The following is a 21505-nucleotide window of genomic DNA, read 5'->3' as shown; positions in this document are numbered from 1 at the left end:
ATTAATAAAATAAATTGGATAATATTGCAAACAAAAATCATTATCAATATCATTGGTGAATGATAATCGTTTTTATTTTCTAGGATCATTGCTGGTGTGGTGTATCAAATGGATATGTCATTTGTGAGCGGATTTTTTTGAAGGGGATAAAGGGATGACATTAGTTTTTCAGCCACCAGGTACGGCAGCTCATTTATTAGCTGCGCGTCATGTTGGCAGTGAGTTGTGGTGGAAAAATATTGCTATTTTGGGAACGCCCATTATAGAAATTACGAATAATCATCAAGTTAAAACAACCTTCTTTTGGCGAGATCCTAATGGGGACGAACAAAATTCACCTTTTCGCCAAGTCTACATCGATATCAATGGCATCACTGATCATCACTGTCCGCAACCTCAGAGTCTACAACGATTGCCTGAAACGGATATCTGGTATTGGTCAGTGAATCTTGAAGATAACTGGAGAGGAAGTTATCGATTTATACCCGTGACTGACGCACATTTGCCCCCTCAATTTTCAGACGAAATCAAGCAGCGTAATCAACAGCAACGTGAATGGTGGATTTCACTCTTTCCATTATCTATTTCAGATCCTTTGAATCTACAGGAATGTCATCGTAATGGGCTTGGTTTGCCTTTATCAGCGATCCATATGCCCCATGCACCTGCACAGACCGCATGGTCATTAATTGATGGGAGCCGTCCACATCATACTGCGCAGCCGGATAAACGTGAGCCTTTGCTTTTGCACTGGCACAGTGATCGGCTTAACAATCAAAGGCGTGTTTGGCTTTATTCCACGGGGGAAGAAACCGCACCCTCCCGTCCTCTTATCATTCTGCTGGATGGGTTGACTTGGGCGGAAAGAACTCCAGTTTTTCCGGTGATTGAGGTAGCAACTGAAAAACAGCAGATACCAGAGGCGGTTTGGCTGTTGATTGATGTTATTGATATGCCGCATCGAGAGCGGGAACTTCCTTGCAATCCCGATTTTTGGCAAGCGATTCAGGATGAATTGCTGCCGCTTGTCGCACAGTATGTAGCTTTTAGCGATGATCCTGCACAAACAGTGATAGCAGGGCAGAGTTACGGTGGGCTGGCGGCATTGTATGCCGCGCTCCATTGGCCACAACGTTTTGGTTGTGTTCTCACACAGTCAGGATCTTTCTGGTGGCCTGATAGCAAAATTGTTCGGCAGTTTATGCCATCTTCTGACCATAAACCAGGTTGGCTGACACAGCAGGTTCTTGGGCAAAAAGTTATTCCTTCGTCGTTAAAAATTTTTCAGGAAGCAGGTTCCCGTGAAGCAGATATCCATTTTGTTAATGATCAAATGTATGCCGCGTTGCAAGGGGCTGGGCACAACGTGAATTATCGCGTGTTTAATGGTGGACACGATGTGTTGTGCTGGCGTGGTGGGTTATTTGATGGCCTTGGTTGGTTACTGGCTAAAAAATGATATGAAAAACCGATTATTGTAATCCAAGAATTGATGAGAATTAAAAATGAATTTGGAACAAAAGAATCCTTTTGATGATGACGAAGCCACTTTTTATGTACTGATAAATAATCAACAACAATATAGCCTTTGGCCGACTTTTGCCGCACAACCCGCCGGCTGGGAGCGGGTTATTGGCCCAGATTCACGGGCCGCTTGTATCGCATACATAGAAGAGCATTGGGTGGATATGCGTCCGGCTAGTCTGCGCAATTTCGATCTGCGTCAACCATCTGCGCGAACCACAGATAAATCAAACTGATAATGCTGATGGTTTAACCTGTCGATAAGAAAGGAAATTTAAACGTGCCCAATGTATTGCCATGTACTGAAATTAAGTCAGTCGATTTAACGTTGCCACTCGTTGCTGCTCAGCCTGGAATTTGGGTGGCTGATCAGCTTGCCAACCGCCGTAATGTGTTCACCATTGCGCATTATATTGAAATTAATGGGAGACTGGATCGCACCCTATTTGACGCCGCTATTCGTCAGGGATTGGCTGAAGCCGATACCATTCACGCGCGATATTTTGTTAATGAAGAGGGAGAGCCTGTACAGCAAATTCCAGCCTTCTGTAATGCACAGCAAGTAATTGCTCCTGAGTGGTTTGATTTTTCTCATGGACAAAGCGGAAAGGGAGAACGTCTATCACAGGAATTAATGCGGACAGATCTGGCTGCTGAGTTACCTGCCGATGGAGAACGTCCTCTATATCGACAAGTGATCATGCAGGTTGATGCTCAACCAGAGCGCTGGTACTGGTATCAGCGTTTTCACCATCTAATGTTGGATGGCTTCAGTTTTGATGCTCTGACTCGACGCATTATTGATATCTATAATGCATTCAGAGCAGGTCGCCAGCCAACTGAAAATCCTTTCTGTTCCTTTGAATTAGTCGTCAAAGAGTACCTGAGTTGGGAGCAATCTGCTGCGAAAGCAGAGTCAGCTACGTTCTGGCAAAAGCATACCCGTGAACGAGGTGTTGCTGTTTCACTTTCTACTGAGAATATTGATAATAATAACAATGCATTACCTCTTAATCATCATTGTCATTTTCCGCTTACCCAGTTTGTTTCAGTAAAGAACGATGATTTACTGCGGCCATTCCAGCCAGCTGAAATTGTGATGGCTACACTCTGCATCTATTTCTATCGCATGAGTGGAGAAAAACATCTGTCGATCGGTTTTCCTTTTATGCGGCGTTTGGGATCACAAGCGCTTTGTGCGCTCGGCCCCGTGGTCAATCTCTTACCGCTGCAAATAAAATTGCAAGACAGGATGTCCCTGGCAGAAGTAGCAAAGGCGTTTGTGGATGAAATGAAGCAAGTGCGTCGTTACCAGCGATATGAAGCCGAACAACTGCGTTGTGATCTGGGATTATCCGGTAGCAACAATGCGCTTTATGGGCCTGTTTTCAATTACAAAATCTATAATGAGGCATTGAAACTAGACGGAAAACCCATCAAGACGCATACACTCGCGATGGGACCAGTGGATGATTTAGAGTTTGAATTATGTTGTTATGATGATCAGCTTCATCTGACACTGATTGCGAATCGAAACAAGTACAGTGAACAAACGCTACAGTGGCACAGTGAACGGATCAGCTATTTGTTGAATCAATTGCTTATGCAGCCGCAGCAATCCATTGCGTTCATCCCTTTGATTCCGCCACAAGAACAACAACGGCTTGATAGCTGGTCATGCGGGCCGAAAACTCAATTGCCTGTAGATAGTGTTTCTGTACTGGATCTCTTTTTGCAACAGGTCGAACAGCAGCCTGATGCTATCGCGATACGTTGTCATAATGAACAGCTGACTTACCATCAATTGATGGTAAAAGTGATGCAACTTGCACGTTTCTTGCTATTACAGGGAATGGGGGCTGAAGATGTGGTTGCCATTGGCATTCCTCGTTCAGTGGATTCAATTATTGCTATTTTAGGCGTCTTGGCCAGCGGTGCAGCTTATATTCCCCTTGATCTCGATTATCCGCAGGAACGTTTGCAGTTAATGTGTGACGATGTTCAGCCAGCCTTGCTGATCACTCACTTGACTACACTGGGACAAATGCCTGCAACGTTCAAAGCCATCTGTCTGGATGATCCACAGATAGCGACGCAGTGTTCCCGTTTATCCCCGTTACCCGTCACAGACGAAGAACGCCGCGAAAAACTGCGCGGTGAACACTTGGCTTACATGATCTACACTTCGGGATCTACCGGTAAGCCAAAAGGGGTGATGAGTACACATGGCGGATTGCTGAATTTATTAATCTCCCATGCAACGCATTTATTTGGGCCTGCCATTGAGAATTTTTACCGGCAATATGGCCGACGAGCGCGTGCAGGACATACTGCCTCTTTCTCCTTTGATTCCTCTTGGGAGCCACTGTTTTGTATGATCTTAGGCAGTGAACTCTATATTTTTGATGAGGAACTGAGGCGGGATGCGTGGGGTGTGGTACAGCAGATGAATCTGCTACCGATTGATATCATGGATATTACGCCTTCCTTCTTGATCCAACTTATCGATAGTGGGTTGTTGGAAAAAGGTAATCACCAACCTGCGTTTATTATGATTGGTGGTGAGGCGGCGACACCGCGGTTGTGGGAATTACTCAAACAGCAGCCGCAAATGGATGTCCACAACTATTATGGCCCCTCAGAATATACGATTGATACGCTGGGAAGCAGTATTCGGCTGGCCGATCAACCGGTGATTGGACGTCCAGTTGCTAATACCGATATCTGGCTTTTAGACCGTTACTTACAACCTGTGCCAATAGGTGCAGCGGGAGAATTGTATCTCTCTGGCGCGGGTATCGCCCGTGGGTATTTGCATCGCCCAGGGATGACGGCAACACGTTTTGTCGCTAATCCATTCCGTCATGGCGAAGTAATGTATCGCAGTGGTGATCTTATGCGTTGGCGCCCTGATGGATTACTTGAATTTATTGGCCGCGTGGATCATCAGGTTAAAGTACGAGGTTTTCGCGTTGAATTAGGCGAAGTAGAAAATGCTCTGGTTGATTTGCCGGAAGTCAGTTCTGCGGTTGTGATTGCTGAACCTATCGGCGCAACATATCGGTTGGTGGGGTATTGTGCTGTACCTGATGAGCAACAACGTGCTTTACCTAATATCTCTGCTCTGCTGCTGGCGGCATTGGCAAAGAAACTGCCTGATTACATGGTTCCTTCCCTCTTGATGGTATTGGCAACCTTGCCTATTTCGATCAATGGCAAAATAGACCGTCATTCATTACCTAAACCACAACAACTTCCATTGCCAGTAGGCAGAAAAGCGGAAAGTGAGCAGGAAAAATCCATTTGTGAAGCTTTCTCCAGCTTGTTAGGTGTGCAAGAAGTCAGTGCCGATGATGACTTTTTTGCGCTGGGAGGAGACAGTATTTCTGCGATGGCGCTGGGAACGCAATTGCGTCGCCTTGGTTGGCAGTTACGTCCGCGGGATATTTTCAGTGAACGTACACCTGTGCGTATGGCATTGAAGATGACGCCTATTGCCATTGTTAAACCTGCTCCTACACGCCTTCAGGAAGGGGCGATCGATAGCCTGCCTATTTTACAGTGGTTTGCTGAGACTCATGGCATTAATACCCGTTTTGTCCACGGTGTATTTATACATGTTCCGGCAGAATTGCAGCCGCAACACTTATCACAAGCATTGGTTGCCTTAGAGCAAGCGCACCCTGTACTGCGCGCATTGACTCGTGATGGTCGGCTGATTGTAGGTGAGTCTATTCCGTTATCCAAAACCGCTCATTACAGCCTATGGCAAGATTGCGAAGATATTGAAGCTTGTGCTGAGCAAGCTTTCCACGATGCCGTTATGCGTTTGGAACCTGCGAATGGTCAATTATTCCATGCTTGTTTATTACAACATAACGGTGTGTCTAAAGGATTAGTGCTTGTTATTCACCATCTGGCAACAGATGGTGTTTCGTGGCGAATAGTATTGGATGAGTTACGTCAAGGAGTAGAAGCAGCAATCGCCGGTCAGCCCGTAGTTTTGCCGGCAGAAGAGTACACGTTGTACGATTGGAATGACTATCTACGCCAAAATCTGCCACAACGTGCAGCTGAATTGCCTTTTTGGCAACAAATGTTAAATGAAAAAACGCCCCTTTTAGGGCAGCTTCCGCTGGATATCCAGCGGGATCGCCAAATAATTTCCTGCAACCAGCGAACATTATTGAGTGGCGAACAAACGGCCGCATTATTAGGGAGCTTGCCAAAGCAATACCACGCGAATATTGAAGAAATTTTATTAACAATGTTGGCAATGGCTTGTTATCGTCGTTTTAACGTCAATAAGTTACGTTTCCAGTTAGAGTCTCATGGCCGTATTGAATTCGATCAAACCGGCGATTTAGCCCGGACTGTTGGCTGGTTAACCGCTGAATATCCAATAGTGGTCAATTTACCGCTGACAGGAGAACACCAACCTGCTGCGATCATGAGTTCTGATAGCGCTATTTCTGACATCGTCAGAGCGGTGAAAAGCGTTCTACGTGCAGTGCCGGATCGTGGCGTCGGTTATGGCTTGCTGCGCTACCTTGATCAAACAGGGCGGGAAATACTGGCAACGCAAGAGACACCAGAGATCTTATTTAATTATCTGGGGCGTTTTGTCGAGACAGATCACTTATGGTCACCACGACGAACTAAACATCTTTTCCAGGATGCTTTTGCGGTTTATCAAGATCCCGAAATGTCCCTAAGCCATAGCTTAGAAATCAATTTGTTTGTGGATGAGCAGGGCAATACACCACAGTTGGTGATTAATTGGCAATGGGTTGATGGTATTTTTAGCCAGCAAGATATTGCGGAGTTACATCGCGGTATGGCATGGGCGGCTGATTGCTTAATCCAATTCGCCAGACAGCAGCCTTTACGGGCCATGGCGACTTTAGTCGCCGCAGAAACTGGGCTATCAGATATTGAAGAGAACGATCTCACTCAGTTGACTGAGCGTTACGGTCCACTATCTGCCGTATTACCGTTACTGCCACTGCAACAAGGGTTATTATTCCATGCACAGACAGCGACCGAACAGGGGAGCTATAACTCGTTGACACGTCTTTCCCTGTTTGGGGCATTGCCTGTGGCTGAATTACGACGGGCACTGTCAGTTTTAGTTCGGCATCATCCGCAGATAGTTGCGAAATTTGATACTGAACAATCCCTCTCTCCACTGCAATTGATCCCCATTATTTCTGATGACAAAGATTATTGGACACTTGATTTCCATCAACTGCCTGAGTTGACAGCGGAAGAGGAAGAGGCTGCATTACGGGAACTGGAAAAAGCAGAACTCACGCGAAACCTCTTTCAGCAGCCAGCAGCGATGTTACATGCATTACTGGTACGCCACGGTAAAAGCTTACGCCATACGCTATTGCTAAATGTTCATCATCTGATCGTTGATGGCTGGTCAACACCTATTCTGGTTCAAAACCTTTTGACCTTGTTGAATCAAGGAGAGCAAGCCTTGCATAAACCTGAGATACGTTATCAAGACGTAGTTCAGCAATTATTGGCGCGTGAGACGGAGCCTTCTCGTCAATGTTGGCAACAGGTATTGAAAGATGTTCAACCAACGTGTTTATTCGGCGAACAACACCGTACTGGTGAGGTTAAAGAGCTTGAGATATTACTCGCACCAGAGATGGAGCAAGCATTGACTGACTTGTGTCAGCAACGTGGTTTAACGCTCAATACTTTGATGCAAGGCATTTGGGCGCTGCTATTGAGTATACAAAGTGGCTCATCTGATGTTGTTTTCGGCTCTCCGGTATCGGGGCGGTTTGGGCAGATTGACGGGTTGGATCAGCATATCGGATTGTTCAGTAACACCTTACCCGTTCGCGTTATTTTGGATATGGAACAACCGCTATTACCTCAACTAAAACAGCTACAGGTACAGCAGATCCAATTGATTGAGCATGACAATATTGGTCTGGGCGAGATCCAGCGAATTGCAGGTACGGGTACACTTTTTGATACTTTATTGGTGGTTGAAAATTATCCTGATGTGGAACAGGACAAAGGGAATAAAGAAAATATTGCAGGCATCATCTGCCAAAGCATCAATAACCGTGGTTATACCCATTACCCTTTGACATTACTGGTATTGCCGGGTAAGCGTCTGCGTTTATTAATGGAATATCGTGAAAGCGTTAAACAGCCTGAGTATTTGGCTCAACGCATACTGTTCTTGTTCCAACAATTAATCGAACGGCCAGAAGTTGCACTGCGGGAGTGGGGGTTACAATTCGCCGATGAAGCCGCACTAATTGAGGAAGTTAATAACACTTATCATGATATTCCTTCCAAAACACTTCATCAGACTGTGATTGAGCAGGCAAGCAAAACGCCTGACGCTTTGGCGTTGTTGGATTGTCATCATCGTCTGACTTACCAGCAAATGCGTCTTCAAACTCGGTTATTGGTTGATCGTCTAATTGATGCGGGTGTACAGGCAGGGGACATTGTTGGGGTTGCATTATCGCGTTCAGTTCGGCTAAGTCTGGCGTTACAGGCGATTTTGGAAGCAGGGGCGACGTGGTTGCCTCTTGATATCGGCTATCCTGACGAACGCTTAACCATCATGCTGGAAGATGCGCAACCTCGAGTAGTGATTACAGAAAATGAGTATCAGGCACGTTTTGCCAATCAGGCACCGTTGTTGTTGCTGGATACACTGGCAGATGAAACACAACAGCCTATCCATCCAGCCGCCAATGTGACGCCTGAACAGGCTGCATACATTATTTATACCTCTGGCTCTACAGGGCGGCCAAAAGGAGTGGTGGTGAGCCACCAAGCCATTGTTAACCGTTTATTGTGGATGCAGGATGCTTATTCATTGACGACAGATGATGTGGTATTGCAGAAAACGCCCTGTAGTTTTGATGTTTCTGTATGGGAGTTTTTCTGGCCATTGATGACCGGTGCTCAGTTAATGATGGCACCACCGGAAGCGCATCGTGATCCCACACTCCTTCGGCAACTGATTGATGATTATCACGTCACGACATTGCATTTTGTGCCATCAATGCTGGCAACTTTCATTGATTCTTTCGCGTTACAAGAACAAGAAGCACCTTTCTGCCGTAGCTTGAGACGTGTTTTCTGTAGTGGAGAAGCCTTGTCCTGTGAACTGGCGCATCGCTATCAAATGCTGATTACTGCACCTTTGCATAATCTTTATGGGCCAACAGAGGCGGCGGTGGATGTGACATGGCAACCTGCGTTTGGTGAGGCATTGCAGCGTTGCAGTAGCTCTGGTGTCCCTATCGGTCGGCCGGTATGGAATACCCAATTGCGTATTTTAGATCCTTGGTTGCGCCCTGTTCCCATTGGGGTGGCGGGTGATCTTTATCTCAGTGGGATCCAGTTAGCCACAAACTACCTGAACCGAGCTGATTTGACAGCCAGCCGTTTTGTGGCCGATCCGTTTGCATCGGGTGAGCGGATGTACCGAACGGGGGATATTGCCTGCTGGTCAGAAAACGGTGAGGTTGAATACCTTGGCCGCAGTGACGATCAATTAAAAATACGTGGTCAGCGTATTGAACTGGGTGAAATTGAACAAGTGTTACTAGAACAGCCAGAAATCGCCCAGGCTGCGGTTGCTGCACGTGAGTTAGGTAAGCCAAGTCAGGCAATTGAGAATGTTGATGCGCGTCAGCTAATTGCCTGGGTGATCCCGCAAGCAGATGTGACATTGGATATTCAAGCGCTGCAACAAACAATGATGAAACGATTGCCTGCTTATATGTTGCCGGTCAGCTATGTAATACAGGAAAAATTCCCACTGAGTGCTAATGGAAAATTGAATCGCAAGGCACTTCCGATGCCAGAGAAATTAACAACAGGCAGGTTACCGCAGGCGGGTTTGGAAAGTCAGCTAGCTAAGTTGTTTGCAGAGATTTTAGCGTGCGACATTGTTTGGGCTGATGATGATTTCTTTGCTTTGGGCGGGCATTCGTTGCTGGCAATGCGTTTGGCAGCCGAAATACATCGACGCCTTAATCTCCGTGTTTCAGTCGGTCATATTATGGTCGCGCGAAGTGTAGAAAAATTGAGTGCACTACTGGTAGATGAACAGAAGAAAAATTCGGCCGAAAACGGCGGAATAGGTGAAGTCTTACCGTTGAGGGAAGGAACGGGGCCAGCACTCTTCTGTGTGCATCCAGCGTCAGGTTTTGCCTGGCAATACAGTGGGCTTTTGCGTTATCTGGAGGGCGACTGGCCGATTATCGGCTTACAATCTCCTCGTCCTCATGGTGTCATTGCTGACTGCGACAGTCTCGACGCAATGTGTACACGCCATTTGGCGACCTTACGAAATATCCAACCTCATGGGCCTTATTACTTGCTGGGTTATTCTCTGGGAGGAATGTTGGCTCAAGGAATGGCTATCCGTTTACAGCAAGAAGGTGAGGAAGTTGCTTTCTTGGGATTATTGGACGCTTATCCTCCAGAAGGTCAGGATTGGGGAGGGTTAAGCGAAGAAGAGGCCAAACAGGAAATTGCCCGTGAACAGGCAGAGTTTATGGCGGCCACAGAAGATGAGCATGATCCGCAACTGCGTAAGGAAAAGCAGACTATGTTTGAGGATATCGTGGCTAACTATCGAGATGCTGTCCGCAGTTTATTATCCGCTGTTAACCAGAAATATGATGGCGAAGCTACGTTGTTTGTGGCTACCCGAACATTGCCGCCTGAATTGGATGTCGAGGAGACATGGGCACCTTGGATTCGCCATTTACGGGTTTATCGGCAAGATTGTGAACATGCCGATATTCTTTCTCCAGATTCATTGAAACAGTGGGGGCCACTGCTCAATAACTTGTTGAAAAAACGCCGTAATTAAGCTTGCAGCAATTGATTTTATCGTATTTAACGCACCGTATGGAACATTATGGCTACTTCATCAATTTTTTTGGATTTTAGTTTACTTAAAAATAATGCCCATTTTCGCGCTATCTTTATTGCCCGTATGTTATCTGTCTTTGCATTAGGGATGCTGACGGTTGGTGTGCCTGTCCAAATGCAGTTTCTGACAGGATCTACCTTACAGGTCGGGATTGTGGTGGCACTGGATGGCGTTGGTATGTTCATCGGGTTAATCTTGGGTGGAATACTGGCTGATCGTTATGATAGACGTAAACTTATTTTGTTTGCCCGTGGCACCTGTGGTCTCGGTTTTGTCGCTCTGAGTGTTAACGCATTTCTAGACTCTCCGTCCCTGTATATGCTCTATTTTCTTTCTGTTTGGGATGGTTTTTTTGGTGCGTTGGGGATGACGGCATTAATGGCAGCCATCCCCAATTTAGTCGGGCGGGAGAATCTGGCGGCGGCAGGGGCCTTGAGTATGATTACTGTTCGCATCGGTGCCATTATTTCACCGGCATTGGCAGGGATTATTATTGTTGTTGGTGGACCAGGATGGAACTTTGCCGTGGCAGCCATCGGTACATTAGCCACGTTGTTACCCCTGATGAGGCTCCCTGAAATGAAGCCCCAACCAAGTAAGCAGGAGCATCCAATCAGTGCATTGATAAGCGGAGTGAAATTTGTTTGTCAGCATAAAATTGTGGGCAGTGTCATATTGGTAGGGATGATGATTAGTATCGCGGGAGCCGTGCGTATCCTGTTTCCTGCCTTATCTCAGGAAGTCTACCACCAAGGGCCGTCAGCAACGGGGTTGATGTATTCCGCTGTTCCCTTGGGAGCCATGCTCGGCGCCTTTACCAGCGGCTGGATAGGACGCAGTACCCGACCTGGTGTTCTGCTTGTTATATGTGCCCTGTGCTCCTTTATCACGTTATCCCTGCTAGGGATCGTGACCAATATCATTCTGGCATTACTTGTGTTGGTTTGTTATGGATATTTGAATGCATTTGCATCCTTACTGCAATTTACCCTTGTTCAGAGTCATACACCGGATCATTTACTGGGGCGAGTGAACAGTTTTGTCACTGCTCAAGATGTTACTGGCGATTCTTTGGGAGCATTGGGATTAGGTTTTATGGGCCGTTTGTTATCTCCGGTAATCACTGTTTTTTCGTTTGGAACTTTTGCTGCACTTACCTGCTTGTTGCTTGCAACAGTAGTAAAACCTTTACGTCATTCTACCCTGCGTGACAGAGAAACAAGCACCTTAGAGCAAAGGTTGCAGCAAGATGATAATTAATTGAAACCAGGGTTATACCAATCGTCTTTCAAGATGCGTCTTATATCTCCCCGCTATGCGGGGAGATATAAACAATTACATTGACTTACAAGCTGCAACTTGAAATTCATTGGGTATATACGCATTAAACTTCAAACTGCAATTTACAACACGATATGAAACCTGACATCTCCCCGCTCCGCGGGGAGATGTCACACGCATCTTGAAGTTAGATTGGTTAACGGAAATAAAGAACTATTCCAATGTTTCAAAATAACACTATGACATGAATTGTTATGATTGGGTTAAAATTTATTAAAATAAAGGTTAATTAAATGTGGCATTTTATAATGTGTGTTGGTGGTGTAAATAGGGTAGGTGATGGCTTTGATTAAACCCGCTTTCTTTTGATAACAATCTAAAAATCAGCACGCCTTTTTAGTCTGTCCCTGCTTTTTAGACAACTATCACCTTGATGGTTTCAAGCTGCCTACACAATAAAAAACATAAGAGCTGGTATTTTTGCAAATCAACAATGGATGGTGACTAAAATGAATAAGAGATACAGAATACCTTTGAACACTCTGGTTTCCACACGTCTATCAGTCAAAACCCAACCACGAGTACTTTATCACGCTATAGCTTGCTGTTTGGTCGCGGCCAGCGCAGGCACCTATGCGGAAAATTATGTTGAGAAAGGACGGATGGGTGATCCTGCCAGTTGGCGTTCCGGTGAGTTTTCGGGCCAATGGGGGCTTGGTGCTATTCACGCTGATGAAGCGTATGCCAGAGGCTATACCGGTAAAGGGATCAAATTAGGCATATTTGATCAGGCAGTTTATGCCAAACATCCTGAGTTTATGGGAAAAGATAAGGTCATCAACTTAAAAACTTCTGGGATACGTGAGTATACCGATCCCTATATTCCGGTGAAGAAAGGTGATTCATTCACTTATGATGGTACGCCGTCCGTGGATAGGTACGGGAGACTAGGAACACATGGTGTCCATGTTGCAGGCATAGCGGCAGCTAACAGGGATGGCAGAGAGATGCATGGCGTGGCTTATAACGCCCAAATACTCACTGCGGATAACGGCGATCCCGGCCCTGAAGATGGCATTATCTTAGGCAATGATGGTGGTGTTTATCAGGCTGGTTGGAATGCACTGATAGACAGTGGCGCCCGTATCATTAACAACAGCTGGGGGATTGGTATTGATAGAGAACTTGAGAGGGGCGGGAAGATCCGAACGCAGCCCATTTTACCTTAGCAGAGGCTCAGCAGCAGTTTGATGAAATCAAACCGATTTTGGGGACAAAACCGGGAGGTGCATATCAGGGGGCGATTGATGCTGCCCGTAGCGGTATTGTGACAATTTTTGCTGCTGGCAATAGTAATAACTACAGTAATCCAGATGCTATTGCGGGTCTGGCTTGGTTTGTGCCAGAGATTGCACCAAACTGGTTGACAGTCGCGAGCTTGCAAAAAGATCCAAATAGTACCAATAGCGAGCCTTATACCATCAGCGATTTTTCCTCCCGCTGTGGCTATACGGCCAGTCTTTGTGTCAGTGCACCTGGTAGTGGGATCTATAGCTCAGTTATTAAGGGAACTGGAATAGATGATATTACTACCGGCTATGACAGTTATAGAGGGACCTCAATGGCTGCGCCACACGCTGGTGGTAGTATTGCGGTATTGATGGAGCGTTTTCCCTATATGAGCGGCGAGCAAGTCGCCTCCGTGCTTCGTACTACGGCTACTGATATGGGGGAAAAGGGTATTGATGAGCTTTACGGCTGGGGATTGATCAACCTCGGTAAAGCAGTAAATGGCCCTGGCATGTTCTATACCGCAGAGGATATTCCTGAAAAACTCCGTATACCCGATCCTGACGGAGTCGCCTACGGCAAGGGGCAGTTTATCGCTGATATTCCGGGGGTTGGTGCCGTACTCGATAAGGGTAAACCGACTGAACGCATCTGTGATGCTGGTCAGTGTGCTCAGGATCAGTGGAGCAATGATATCAGTGGTCATGGTGGATTAACCAAACAAGGTCGAGGTGCGCTGACTCTCAGTGGCCAGAATGCCTATTCTGGTCCAACACTGGTCAAACAGGGATTACTGAACGTTAGCGGTAGTGTCTCTTCTGGCGTTTCAGTAATGGAAAGTGGCATTCTTGGTGGGAATGGTACGGTGGGGACGCTCAATGTGCTGCGTGGCGGTACGGTAGCACCGGGTAACTCTATGGGTACGCTTAAGATTGCCGAAAAAATTACCTTTGAACCCGGTTCTCATTACGCTGTGGAAATTGCTTCCGATGGGCGCAGTGACAACATTCAGGTTGAAAAAAGGGCACAGATCGATGGCGGAAAAGTTACCATTTCCCTTGAGAATACGGCTAACTTGCTTTCTTTTGAAGAGGTGCGAAGCCTGACGGGTCAGCAATACACTATTCTTAGTGCGAAGCAGAATATCAATGGTCGTTTTGATGATGTCGTTCCGAATTACCTCTTCCTTGGTGCTGGATTGTCTTATCAGCCTGGTGAAGTCACTCTCCATGTTGGGCGTAATGAGACTGCTTTTGTCGATTTTGCTAAGACACAGAATGAACGTGCAGTGGCTGCTGCCGCTGATACCCTTGGCATGGGTAATCCGGTTTACGAAAGTATCTTAGCCAGTCGTTCTGCGGAACAAGCCCGCTTTGCATTCCGTCAGCTTGATGGACAAATCCATGCTGATATTGCGTCCCAGTTGGTTAATGACAGCCGTTATTTGCGTGATACCTTGAATTCTCGTTTGAGTCAGATTGAAGGCTATTCACCTTCGTCTGATATTCATGGAGACAAGAACGGTGCATGGGTTCGACTGCTTGGTGCATGGAGCCACGCTTCTGGTACAACGAATGCGACGGGCTATCAGGCTTCCAACTATGGTTTATTCCTTGGCGCGGATGCTCTTATTGATGAATACAGCCGTCTTGGTATCGCAACTGGTTACACTCGTACTTCCCTTGATGGTGGTAACAGTGCTACTGCTGACAGTAATAACTATCACCTCGCTCTTTATGGTGACCGTCAATTTGGTGACTTCGTTTTGCGAGCCAATAGCGGATTCACGTGGCACCGTATTGATACCAAACGCTTTATCAGCTATGGCAGTCAGCGTGATAGTGAGAATGCCAAGTACAGTGGACGAACAACACAATTATCCGCTGAACTTGCTTACCCTCTGCCGACAGGGGTTGTGAATTTGGAGCCATTCGTTAACTTGGCTTACGTCAATTTCCGTAATGAAGGCATTAACGAAGACGGTGCCGCTGCCGCACTTCGTGGTAACAGCCAACATACGGAAGCAACTCTTTCCATATTGGGATTACGTGCCAATCATAGCTGGCAGGCTGCATGGGGTTCTTCAATTACCCTAAATGGAGAATTAGGCTGGCAGCACCAATACGGTGAACGTGAACGAGCAACAGGTTTATCGTTCCGTGGCAGTAACACGACGTTTGTGACTCACAGCGTGCCTGCTTCTCGTGATGGCGTGGTGCTAAAAGCTAATGCGGAGATGAGTGCAAGTAATAACGTTTCATTCACGCTTGGCTATAGTGGATTGCTCTCCAGCAGTCATCAGGACAATAGTATGAATATCGGTTTTAGATGGCAATTCTGATGATGGGCGGGATGTAAATATTCGATAAAATATGTGGAGTCAGTGATGCTGGCTTCACAATATTTTTTATAGTTTTATTGTAGTGTATTAAATGCCATTTCTATTAATGCCCTTTAATTTTTATCCTCTTGCATAATTGAAGAGTCTCATTTTCACTTTAATCCAAGGCTTGCATGTGAACTTTTCCAAAATTGGCGTCTGGCGATGGGGCGTTAAATATGTTCAGCGAACTCTTCTCCGTTAATGCTTCAAGATAATCTCTTTGATGTTACCACTATCATTCTGTATCTTGCGAATATCAGTGAATAGGATGTTTATCACTGACTGTTAAATCAGAATCCAGTTTCGCCAATGGAAATTCAAGAGGTTGTGATAGTTACTATTACATTTGCAATTATTTTTACAACAATAAGTTAACGATTATTATGACATACCGTTTATCATCAAAAGATATTTGGGCATTGGGCTTTATAACCTCTGCCCTGTTCGTCGGGACAAGAAATATCATCCTGCCTATGGTTAACCTGCAAACCGGTGAGCATGTTTGGAGCGCTGCGGCTGGTTTTTTGCTCACGGCTATGGGGCTGGGTACATGTGCTAACACTGTATTTATTCGGGGGTTAGCATGAGTCAACAATGGACATCCCGTCTGGGGCACATATTAGCAGCAACCGGATCTGCCGTTGGCATTGGCGCTATTTGGAAATTCTCGTATGTTTCAGCAACAAATGGCGGCGGTGCATTTCTGGTTGTATTTTTATTGTTTAGCTTTGTGATTGGATTAGCGGTTCTGTTAGCTGAAAACATGCTGGGAAGCAGTACGGGTGAAGTGGCCGTTAATGCGTTTAAAAAATTACTTGGTAAACACTGGGGATGGGTTGGCCTTATAGGTGTATTCAGTTCATGGTGTATCTATAGCTTCTACAGTGTTGTCGGTGGTTGGACCATAGGCTACACAGTGATGGCAAGTACAGGAAAATTGAATATTACAGATGTTTCTCAACTGACATCTATTTTCACCAATTTCATCAGCAATCCATGGTGGCCGATAATCGCACATCTGGCATTTTCAGGGCTAACCTGTTTCGTTGTATTATCAGGTGTGCAAAAAGGTTTGGAAAAATCAGTTAAAGTCATGATGCCAATGTTATTTTTGATCATGATAGTGTTAATTATTGTTGGCATCCGTTTACCAGGCTCAGCAGAAGGGTTAAAATTATTCTTATACCCAGACTTTAGTAGCTTGACCGGAAAAGGTGTTTTAGATGCATTAGGGTTGGCATTTTTTTCACTGTCTATTGGTTTAGGGATCCACATTACGTACAGCTCCTATTTGCCTAATAACAAAGGCATTGGTAAATCGAGTATTTGGGTTGTAAGTCTCTCCTGCTTGGTTTGTATATTGGCTGGTCTGATGATTTTTCCTGCTTTGGCTGCTGCTGGTTTAAAACCCAATGCGGGACCTGGTTTAACGTTTATGACGATGCCAATTTATTTCGCCAGTCTTCCTGGTGGCTCAATCTTAGCAGTCACTTTCTTTTTATTATTATTAATGGCCGCACTGACCTCAGCAATTTCATTACTTGAGCATATCGTTGCTTATGTTCAGACGCGTTTTCAATGGACGCGCCGTAAAACAAGCTTAATAGTCACGGCATCGATTATGTTAATGGGGATACCTGTTTCCTTATCTTTTGGTCCTCTAAGTCACGTCACATTAGGTGGAAAATCCATCTTCGACATGCTGGACTTTATTACTTCCAATGTTCTCATGCCATTATTCGGGATTATCATCTGCCTTGTATTTGGTTGGTCACGTAAGGTCAATGCACTAATACCGGATAATCTGTCATTGCGGAAGCGTCAGTGTTTACGCTTTATATGGCGATATGTCGGACCGTTATGTATCGGGGTGATTTTGGTACACGGACTTGTTTGATTGTGTTAAGCATCATCTTTCATCCATTTTTATTTGATAGAGAATGATACTGCAATTTTGCGACACTGTTGCATTTTAGGTAAAAATTTAAACGGGCGAGTTTATCCACCAAAACCGCCCGTTAGCTGTCATCAAAATGCCTTGAATCAATTTTAATCCTTTAACGCACTCAAATGTTTGATGGGAAATTTCATATGGAGTTTATATGCATTAAACTTCAAGTTGCAATTTACAACACCATATGAAACGTGATTTCTCCCCCGCAAATCGGGGATAAATCACACGCATCTTGAAGTTAGATTGGTATAGATTTATATTGAATATTTGGCTAATCAAGATAATAACTGATTAGCCAAATTAAATTCATTACCTTGCTATCACAATCTTACCATTAATAATGGATAAATAAGGGCTATAAGTTGCAGTATCACCGGTGATTTTATTGTCGAACAGTATAGGTGAACGACCATGAGCACCAGCTTCCAGACGGAATAGACGCCCATTTCTATAACTGACTAATTTGAATTTTTTCCATTCTGGATCTACTCTGACTATATATTTATCACTATCGATTTTATCTTCAAACACCATAGAATGGAAAAAAAACTTAGCGTTACTGTTATCTGCAATAGCCCATTCCTCCCAGGCAGGTTTACTCATGCGCCATATTTTATCCAAATCCTTTTGAGCAAATGAATGAATTATTTCCTGATAGAAAGATTTTATAATTGGCAAATCTTTTTCTGTCACCGGTTGGGCTTTTGTCCACATCCACTCAGGCAATCCATCAATTGAATATGTTTTTTTCGCAGAAAATAAACCTTCTTCTGCTGGTATTGTGGACATACCAGTAAAATCAAAGCCCGCCTTCTCATTAGGTATATTCTTGAGTGATTCTTCAGTGACTGGATTGCCATCTTTATCAGCGACTAATTTAATGCGACTAATGACGTCATCATTTTCTCCATAAGCTGACACTTTTTTTAATGTTGCTTCACATCGAGATTCAGGCATAAGTTCTTCTTCAAAAGAGCGACTGCCAAATAGTAACTCTATGGTATTAGATCCATTTTCTAAAAAAGCGGTTGAATTTATACCGCTGGATTGAATTCCATGGGGAGCATCTAAATTATCCATAGCTGTCATGCCATTAATACGTACTACGCGGTCACGTATTCAAAATGTTGATTGGTCTTAAATCTAACGCGATGCTCGACTTTAACATCCTATAACGTTGGCTTGTTGAAGCCAGTCGCGTTGACTTTTACCTTGTTTAAAATTGGCAAAAATACCCAACGTGTGAGAAAGCAGTTTTCTGGCAATTCGATTACCCAAATGCCACAAATCCCGCGCCCAGCACTTCTCGATAGCAAATTGCCCGGCGAGTTGACCAATCACGGTTTCAATTAAACGGCGTTTGTCATTAATACGCTTTCTGATTTCCCTGGGAATCGGATCATCCATATTGGCACGCACCGGCGTAATCATCTCAATGCCCTGCTTTTTCATTTCCTGTTTAAACTCAACGCCTAAATACCCTTTATCGCCCAGCAAATAGCCTTTTATCGGGACGCACAAATCCCAGGCCGCTTCACGCTCACTGACGCTCGCAGGTGTTAACGTGAGCCCCGTGACTACGCCGGTTTCATCTATCATCAGATGCCCTTTAAAGCCGTAGTATGTTTCGTTCTTGGCGGCACAATATCCATAATCCGCTTGCCCTTTAAAGTTGGCGCTGCCTTTCGCTCTTTTGAATCCACAGACGGGCAGGGGAAATCCGTCGATAATATGCACCGGTCTGTCGAGCGCGCCCAATAACGTCGCCAGCTGCTCTTGCAGCTTTTGTTTGACAACCCAAAGATTTGCAGCCTGTTTAGCAAAATTGGCGCGTGAGCCCAGTCCCGGAAACCACTCGCGCCAGTGGTCAAAAAAGTATTTCCAAATCCCTTTATCTGTTGAAAACCCTAAGAATTCACCAATCACTTCCATCGTGATGACTTCGGCATCGCTCATCTTAGGTGGGTTCCCCCCGGCTTCTTAATCGTGTGCCTTGCTGTAACGCCGTTAAATTATCGTCTACCCAACAAAACACCCAAATGATAAAATCTTGCTGTGACATAGCCTTTTGTTCCTTTATTTCTCTATTTTTGGCGATTTAAAGTTATAAAGGAGCGGCTATGTCATTTCAACTCATCATGAAAGTCGAGCATCTCGTTAAATATAATATTCTCTTTCGATAAAAGTCCCGATGACTTTGTCATGCATTTCCGGTGATTTTGAATAGCCTAATGTTTTACGATTCAGCCGCTTAATTCGGTTTCTAAGGGTGAGGTTTTCACGTTCAATACGCTGCGTAAAACTTTTTCCGATGAGGTGTTTATCCGTGGGCAACAAGGTGTAAGCCTTGAATTTATCGGTACACCAAAAAGCGACGTTAAAGTGCGATAATTTTTTGAGCAGTTTCTTCAACGTCTTTTTGCTTCGTCGGCCGAAAGTATGGGCAATAATACGCTTCAGACGAGGCTCCCAAGCATACCATAACCAACGTTGTTGCTTTTTATTCCCAACAAATGACCACATCTCATCGACTTCACAGATGAGCTCAATTTCCACCTGTTCCAGCGGTAATGTGGTTACACATCGTGGGGACAATTTTTTAAAGTGCGAACGACAGCATTAATACTGATATGTAGTGCCCGTGCAGTGTCACGGATACCGGCATTATTCATGGCAAGATCCACAACTTGTTCTTTTATGCCCGTCCGGCAAGCACGATAAGCATATTCAAGCTGAAAAGTACGGCGACAAGACAGGCAACGATAACGCTGACGTTCACCTTGACCCGTGCCATGTTTTCTTACCGATTCGGTTTGTTGACAAAATCGACATTTCACTTCTACCGTTGCCATCTGATTTCCTGAAAAAGTGAGGAGTATACATGAGAAACAACAAATTGAATACGTGACCGATTTTATCCATTACCCTGCTCATTTGTACGCTCCATAATATTTGGGTGAATCAATCCTTAGTTAATATTGGTGAAAATAATTTAGTAATAAAATTACTATTGCATATTTTGGGTACATTACGGAGCAGAATATAATAGAACTATTTATAAATACAACCGCGGATAAAAATACATCAGGAAAATTGTGATTGATATCTACTGTTAAATAAAATCAATTAATTGCGTCATTTAAATTTCACGGATCACAACGGATTAAAATCACATTAACGTGTTATGCTCGTTTTCTCTGTGTTATTGGGCTAATACATTAACCTGATAACACGGCGAGTTGGAAAAGCTCTCGTCAGGAAAGTCATTTTTAACTAACCCCTCCCTTGTCAGTTTCGGCATCCACTTGATGGTGGTATCAATATTCAGATTGCTGCAAATGTCCTGTTTGCTTTTCTTGCGCAAAACATAGTGCACTGGTATATCCATACCAAAGTGTGTCATGGAAACTGATTTATCCAGATTAGTACTTTTCATAATGGAAGCAATTAACCTGCTGAATTGCTTCCAGCTTACATTCATCGGAATATTGCGCATTTATGTTAGAGCCAAATGATCATAAAAAAATAAATAGTCACTCAACAAAAATAAAACATATACCAATCTAACTTCAAGATGCGTGTGATTTATTCCCGCGAAGCGGGAATAAATCAGGTTTCATAGAGTGTTGTAAATTGCAACTTGAAGTTTAATGTGTATATGATAAATAGAATAACATTCTAAATTTTGTTTTAATTAATATTATAATAACACTCTTTCATTTCAAATGGGAAATCGTCAACGGTCAAATTGAATTCGATTTTTCATGATAAATAATCACAGTTAGAACAATAGAATTTATATAATAAAAATTGATCATGCCCTCAATTTATTGATCATGATGAATGTTCAGATAATGCCCTATGACTCTATCATGCAAGGAAAGCTGCCTCTATAGAGGGTACCGTAACTCAGTGTTGGAGACCAAGGGCGAGCATTTGAAAGGGAATGATGACACTGAGTACAAACGTCGCTTGTTTGAACTGTTGACCGAACACGTTAAAACAGCAGTGGATGCGGGAGAACCCACTTTGGAAGAGCATCTGGTGGTATGTCATTCCGAATGCTAATGGAAAACAGTTGGTCGCAGGAAATCGTGCATTAATTGAACTAATGAACAATCTAGTGGGATTGTAC

9 protein-coding genes and 3 pseudogenes are annotated in these 21505 nt (G+C 44.5%); 8 read left to right on the top strand and 4 right to left on the bottom strand.

Going from position 1 to position 21505, the window contains the following annotated elements; translation table 11 throughout:
- Nucleotides 1-154: 154 nt before the first annotated feature.
- The 7 genes and pseudogenes from fes to ACSJJG_RS17095 all read left to right on the top strand — a co-directional run bounded on the left by fes (nt 155) and on the right by ACSJJG_RS17095 (nt 17313).
- Nucleotides 155-1459 carry an enterochelin esterase gene (fes, locus tag ACSJJG_RS17125; RefSeq protein WP_189759890.1) on the top strand — a complete coding sequence of 435 codons (1305 nt, stop codon included), beginning with the start codon at nt 155-157 and terminating at the stop codon, nt 1457-1459.
- A gap of 46 nt (nt 1460-1505) precedes the next feature.
- A complete protein-coding gene (locus ACSJJG_RS17120; RefSeq protein ID WP_189759889.1) occupies nt 1506-1760 on the top strand; it encodes an MbtH family protein in 255 nt (84 codons plus the stop codon).
- A gap of 44 nt (nt 1761-1804) precedes the next feature.
- Nucleotides 1805-10399 (top strand): amino acid adenylation domain-containing protein, encoded by an 8595-nt coding sequence (locus ACSJJG_RS17115; RefSeq protein WP_282885584.1) that lies wholly within the window; start codon nt 1805-1807, stop codon nt 10397-10399.
- A gap of 48 nt (nt 10400-10447) precedes the next feature.
- On the top strand, nt 10448-11722 hold the full coding sequence (gene entS / locus ACSJJG_RS17110; RefSeq protein WP_189759888.1) for an enterobactin transporter EntS: 1275 nt from the start codon (nt 10448-10450) through the stop codon (nt 11720-11722).
- Between the two features lie 530 nt (nt 11723-12252).
- A pseudogene (locus tag ACSJJG_RS17105) lies at nt 12253-15374 on the top strand (autotransporter outer membrane beta-barrel domain-containing protein).
- Nucleotides 15375-15799: 425 nt separating this feature from the next.
- Nucleotides 15800-15961, top strand: a pseudogene (locus ACSJJG_RS17100) (branched-chain amino acid transport system II carrier protein); the annotation flags it as partial.
- Between the two features lie 38 nt (nt 15962-15999).
- Nucleotides 16000-17313 carry a sodium-dependent transporter gene (locus ACSJJG_RS17095; RefSeq protein ID WP_481090015.1) on the top strand — a complete coding sequence of 438 codons (1314 nt, stop codon included), beginning with the start codon at nt 16000-16002 and terminating at the stop codon, nt 17311-17313.
- 366 nt (nt 17314-17679) lie between these two features.
- Here the strand turns inward: ACSJJG_RS17095 and ACSJJG_RS17090 are convergent, their stop codons facing one another.
- From ACSJJG_RS17090 to ACSJJG_RS17075, 4 genes and pseudogenes are all read right to left on the bottom strand, one after another.
- Nucleotides 17680-18450, bottom strand: a complete 771-nt coding sequence (locus ACSJJG_RS17090) for a hypothetical protein (protein ID WP_189759885.1) — start codon at nt 18448-18450, stop codon at nt 17680-17682.
- 81 nt (nt 18451-18531) lie between these two features.
- Nucleotides 18532-19432: pseudogene (locus ACSJJG_RS17085) on the bottom strand (IS982 family transposase).
- Between the two features lie 95 nt (nt 19433-19527).
- Nucleotides 19528-20222, bottom strand: a protein-coding gene (locus tag ACSJJG_RS17080; protein WP_189761441.1) for an IS1 family transposase whose coding sequence is annotated in 2 segments (ribosomal slippage) — nt 19528-19973 and nt 19973-20222 — 696 coding nt in all. Because the reading frame shifts where the segments join, the coding sequence is not laid out codon by codon here.
- 350 nt (nt 20223-20572) lie between these two features.
- Nucleotides 20573-20806: a hypothetical protein gene (locus tag ACSJJG_RS17075; RefSeq protein WP_189761014.1), complete on the bottom strand. Its 234-nt coding sequence runs from the start codon at nt 20804-20806 to the stop codon at nt 20573-20575.
- 476 nt (nt 20807-21282) lie between these two features.
- Between ACSJJG_RS17075 and ACSJJG_RS17070 the strand changes: the two genes are divergently transcribed.
- Complete coding sequence (locus ACSJJG_RS17070) at nt 21283-21438, top strand: hypothetical protein (RefSeq protein ID WP_223281845.1); 156 nt, start codon at nt 21283-21285, stop codon at nt 21436-21438.
- The last annotated feature ends 67 nt before the right edge of the window (nt 21439-21505 follow it).

It is taken from the genome of Xenorhabdus sp. SGI 60, assembly GCF_056632175.1.
The sequence above is the reverse complement of the archived record's forward strand: the minus strand, read 5'-3'. Positions and strand labels throughout refer to the sequence as shown.

Bases quoted from the DNA above. Each gene is read 5' to 3' on its own strand.
- fes (WP_189759890.1), top strand. From the start codon at position 155: ATGACATTAGTTTTTCAGCCACCAGGTACGGCAGCTCATTTATTAGCT.
- ACSJJG_RS17120 (WP_189759889.1), top strand. From the start codon at position 1,506: ATGAATTTGGAACAAAAGAATCCTTTTGATGATGACGAAGCCACTTTT.
- entS (WP_189759888.1), top strand. From the start codon at position 10,448: ATGGCTACTTCATCAATTTTTTTGGATTTTAGTTTACTTAAAAATAAT.
- ACSJJG_RS17095 (WP_481090015.1), top strand. From the start codon at position 16,000: ATGAGTCAACAATGGACATCCCGTCTGGGGCACATATTAGCAGCAACC.
- ACSJJG_RS17090 (WP_189759885.1), bottom strand. From the start codon at position 18,450: ATGGATAATTTAGATGCTCCCCATGGAATTCAATCCAGCGGTATAAAT.
- ACSJJG_RS17075 (WP_189761014.1), bottom strand. From the start codon at position 20,806: ATGAAAAGTACTAATCTGGATAAATCAGTTTCCATGACACACTTTGGT.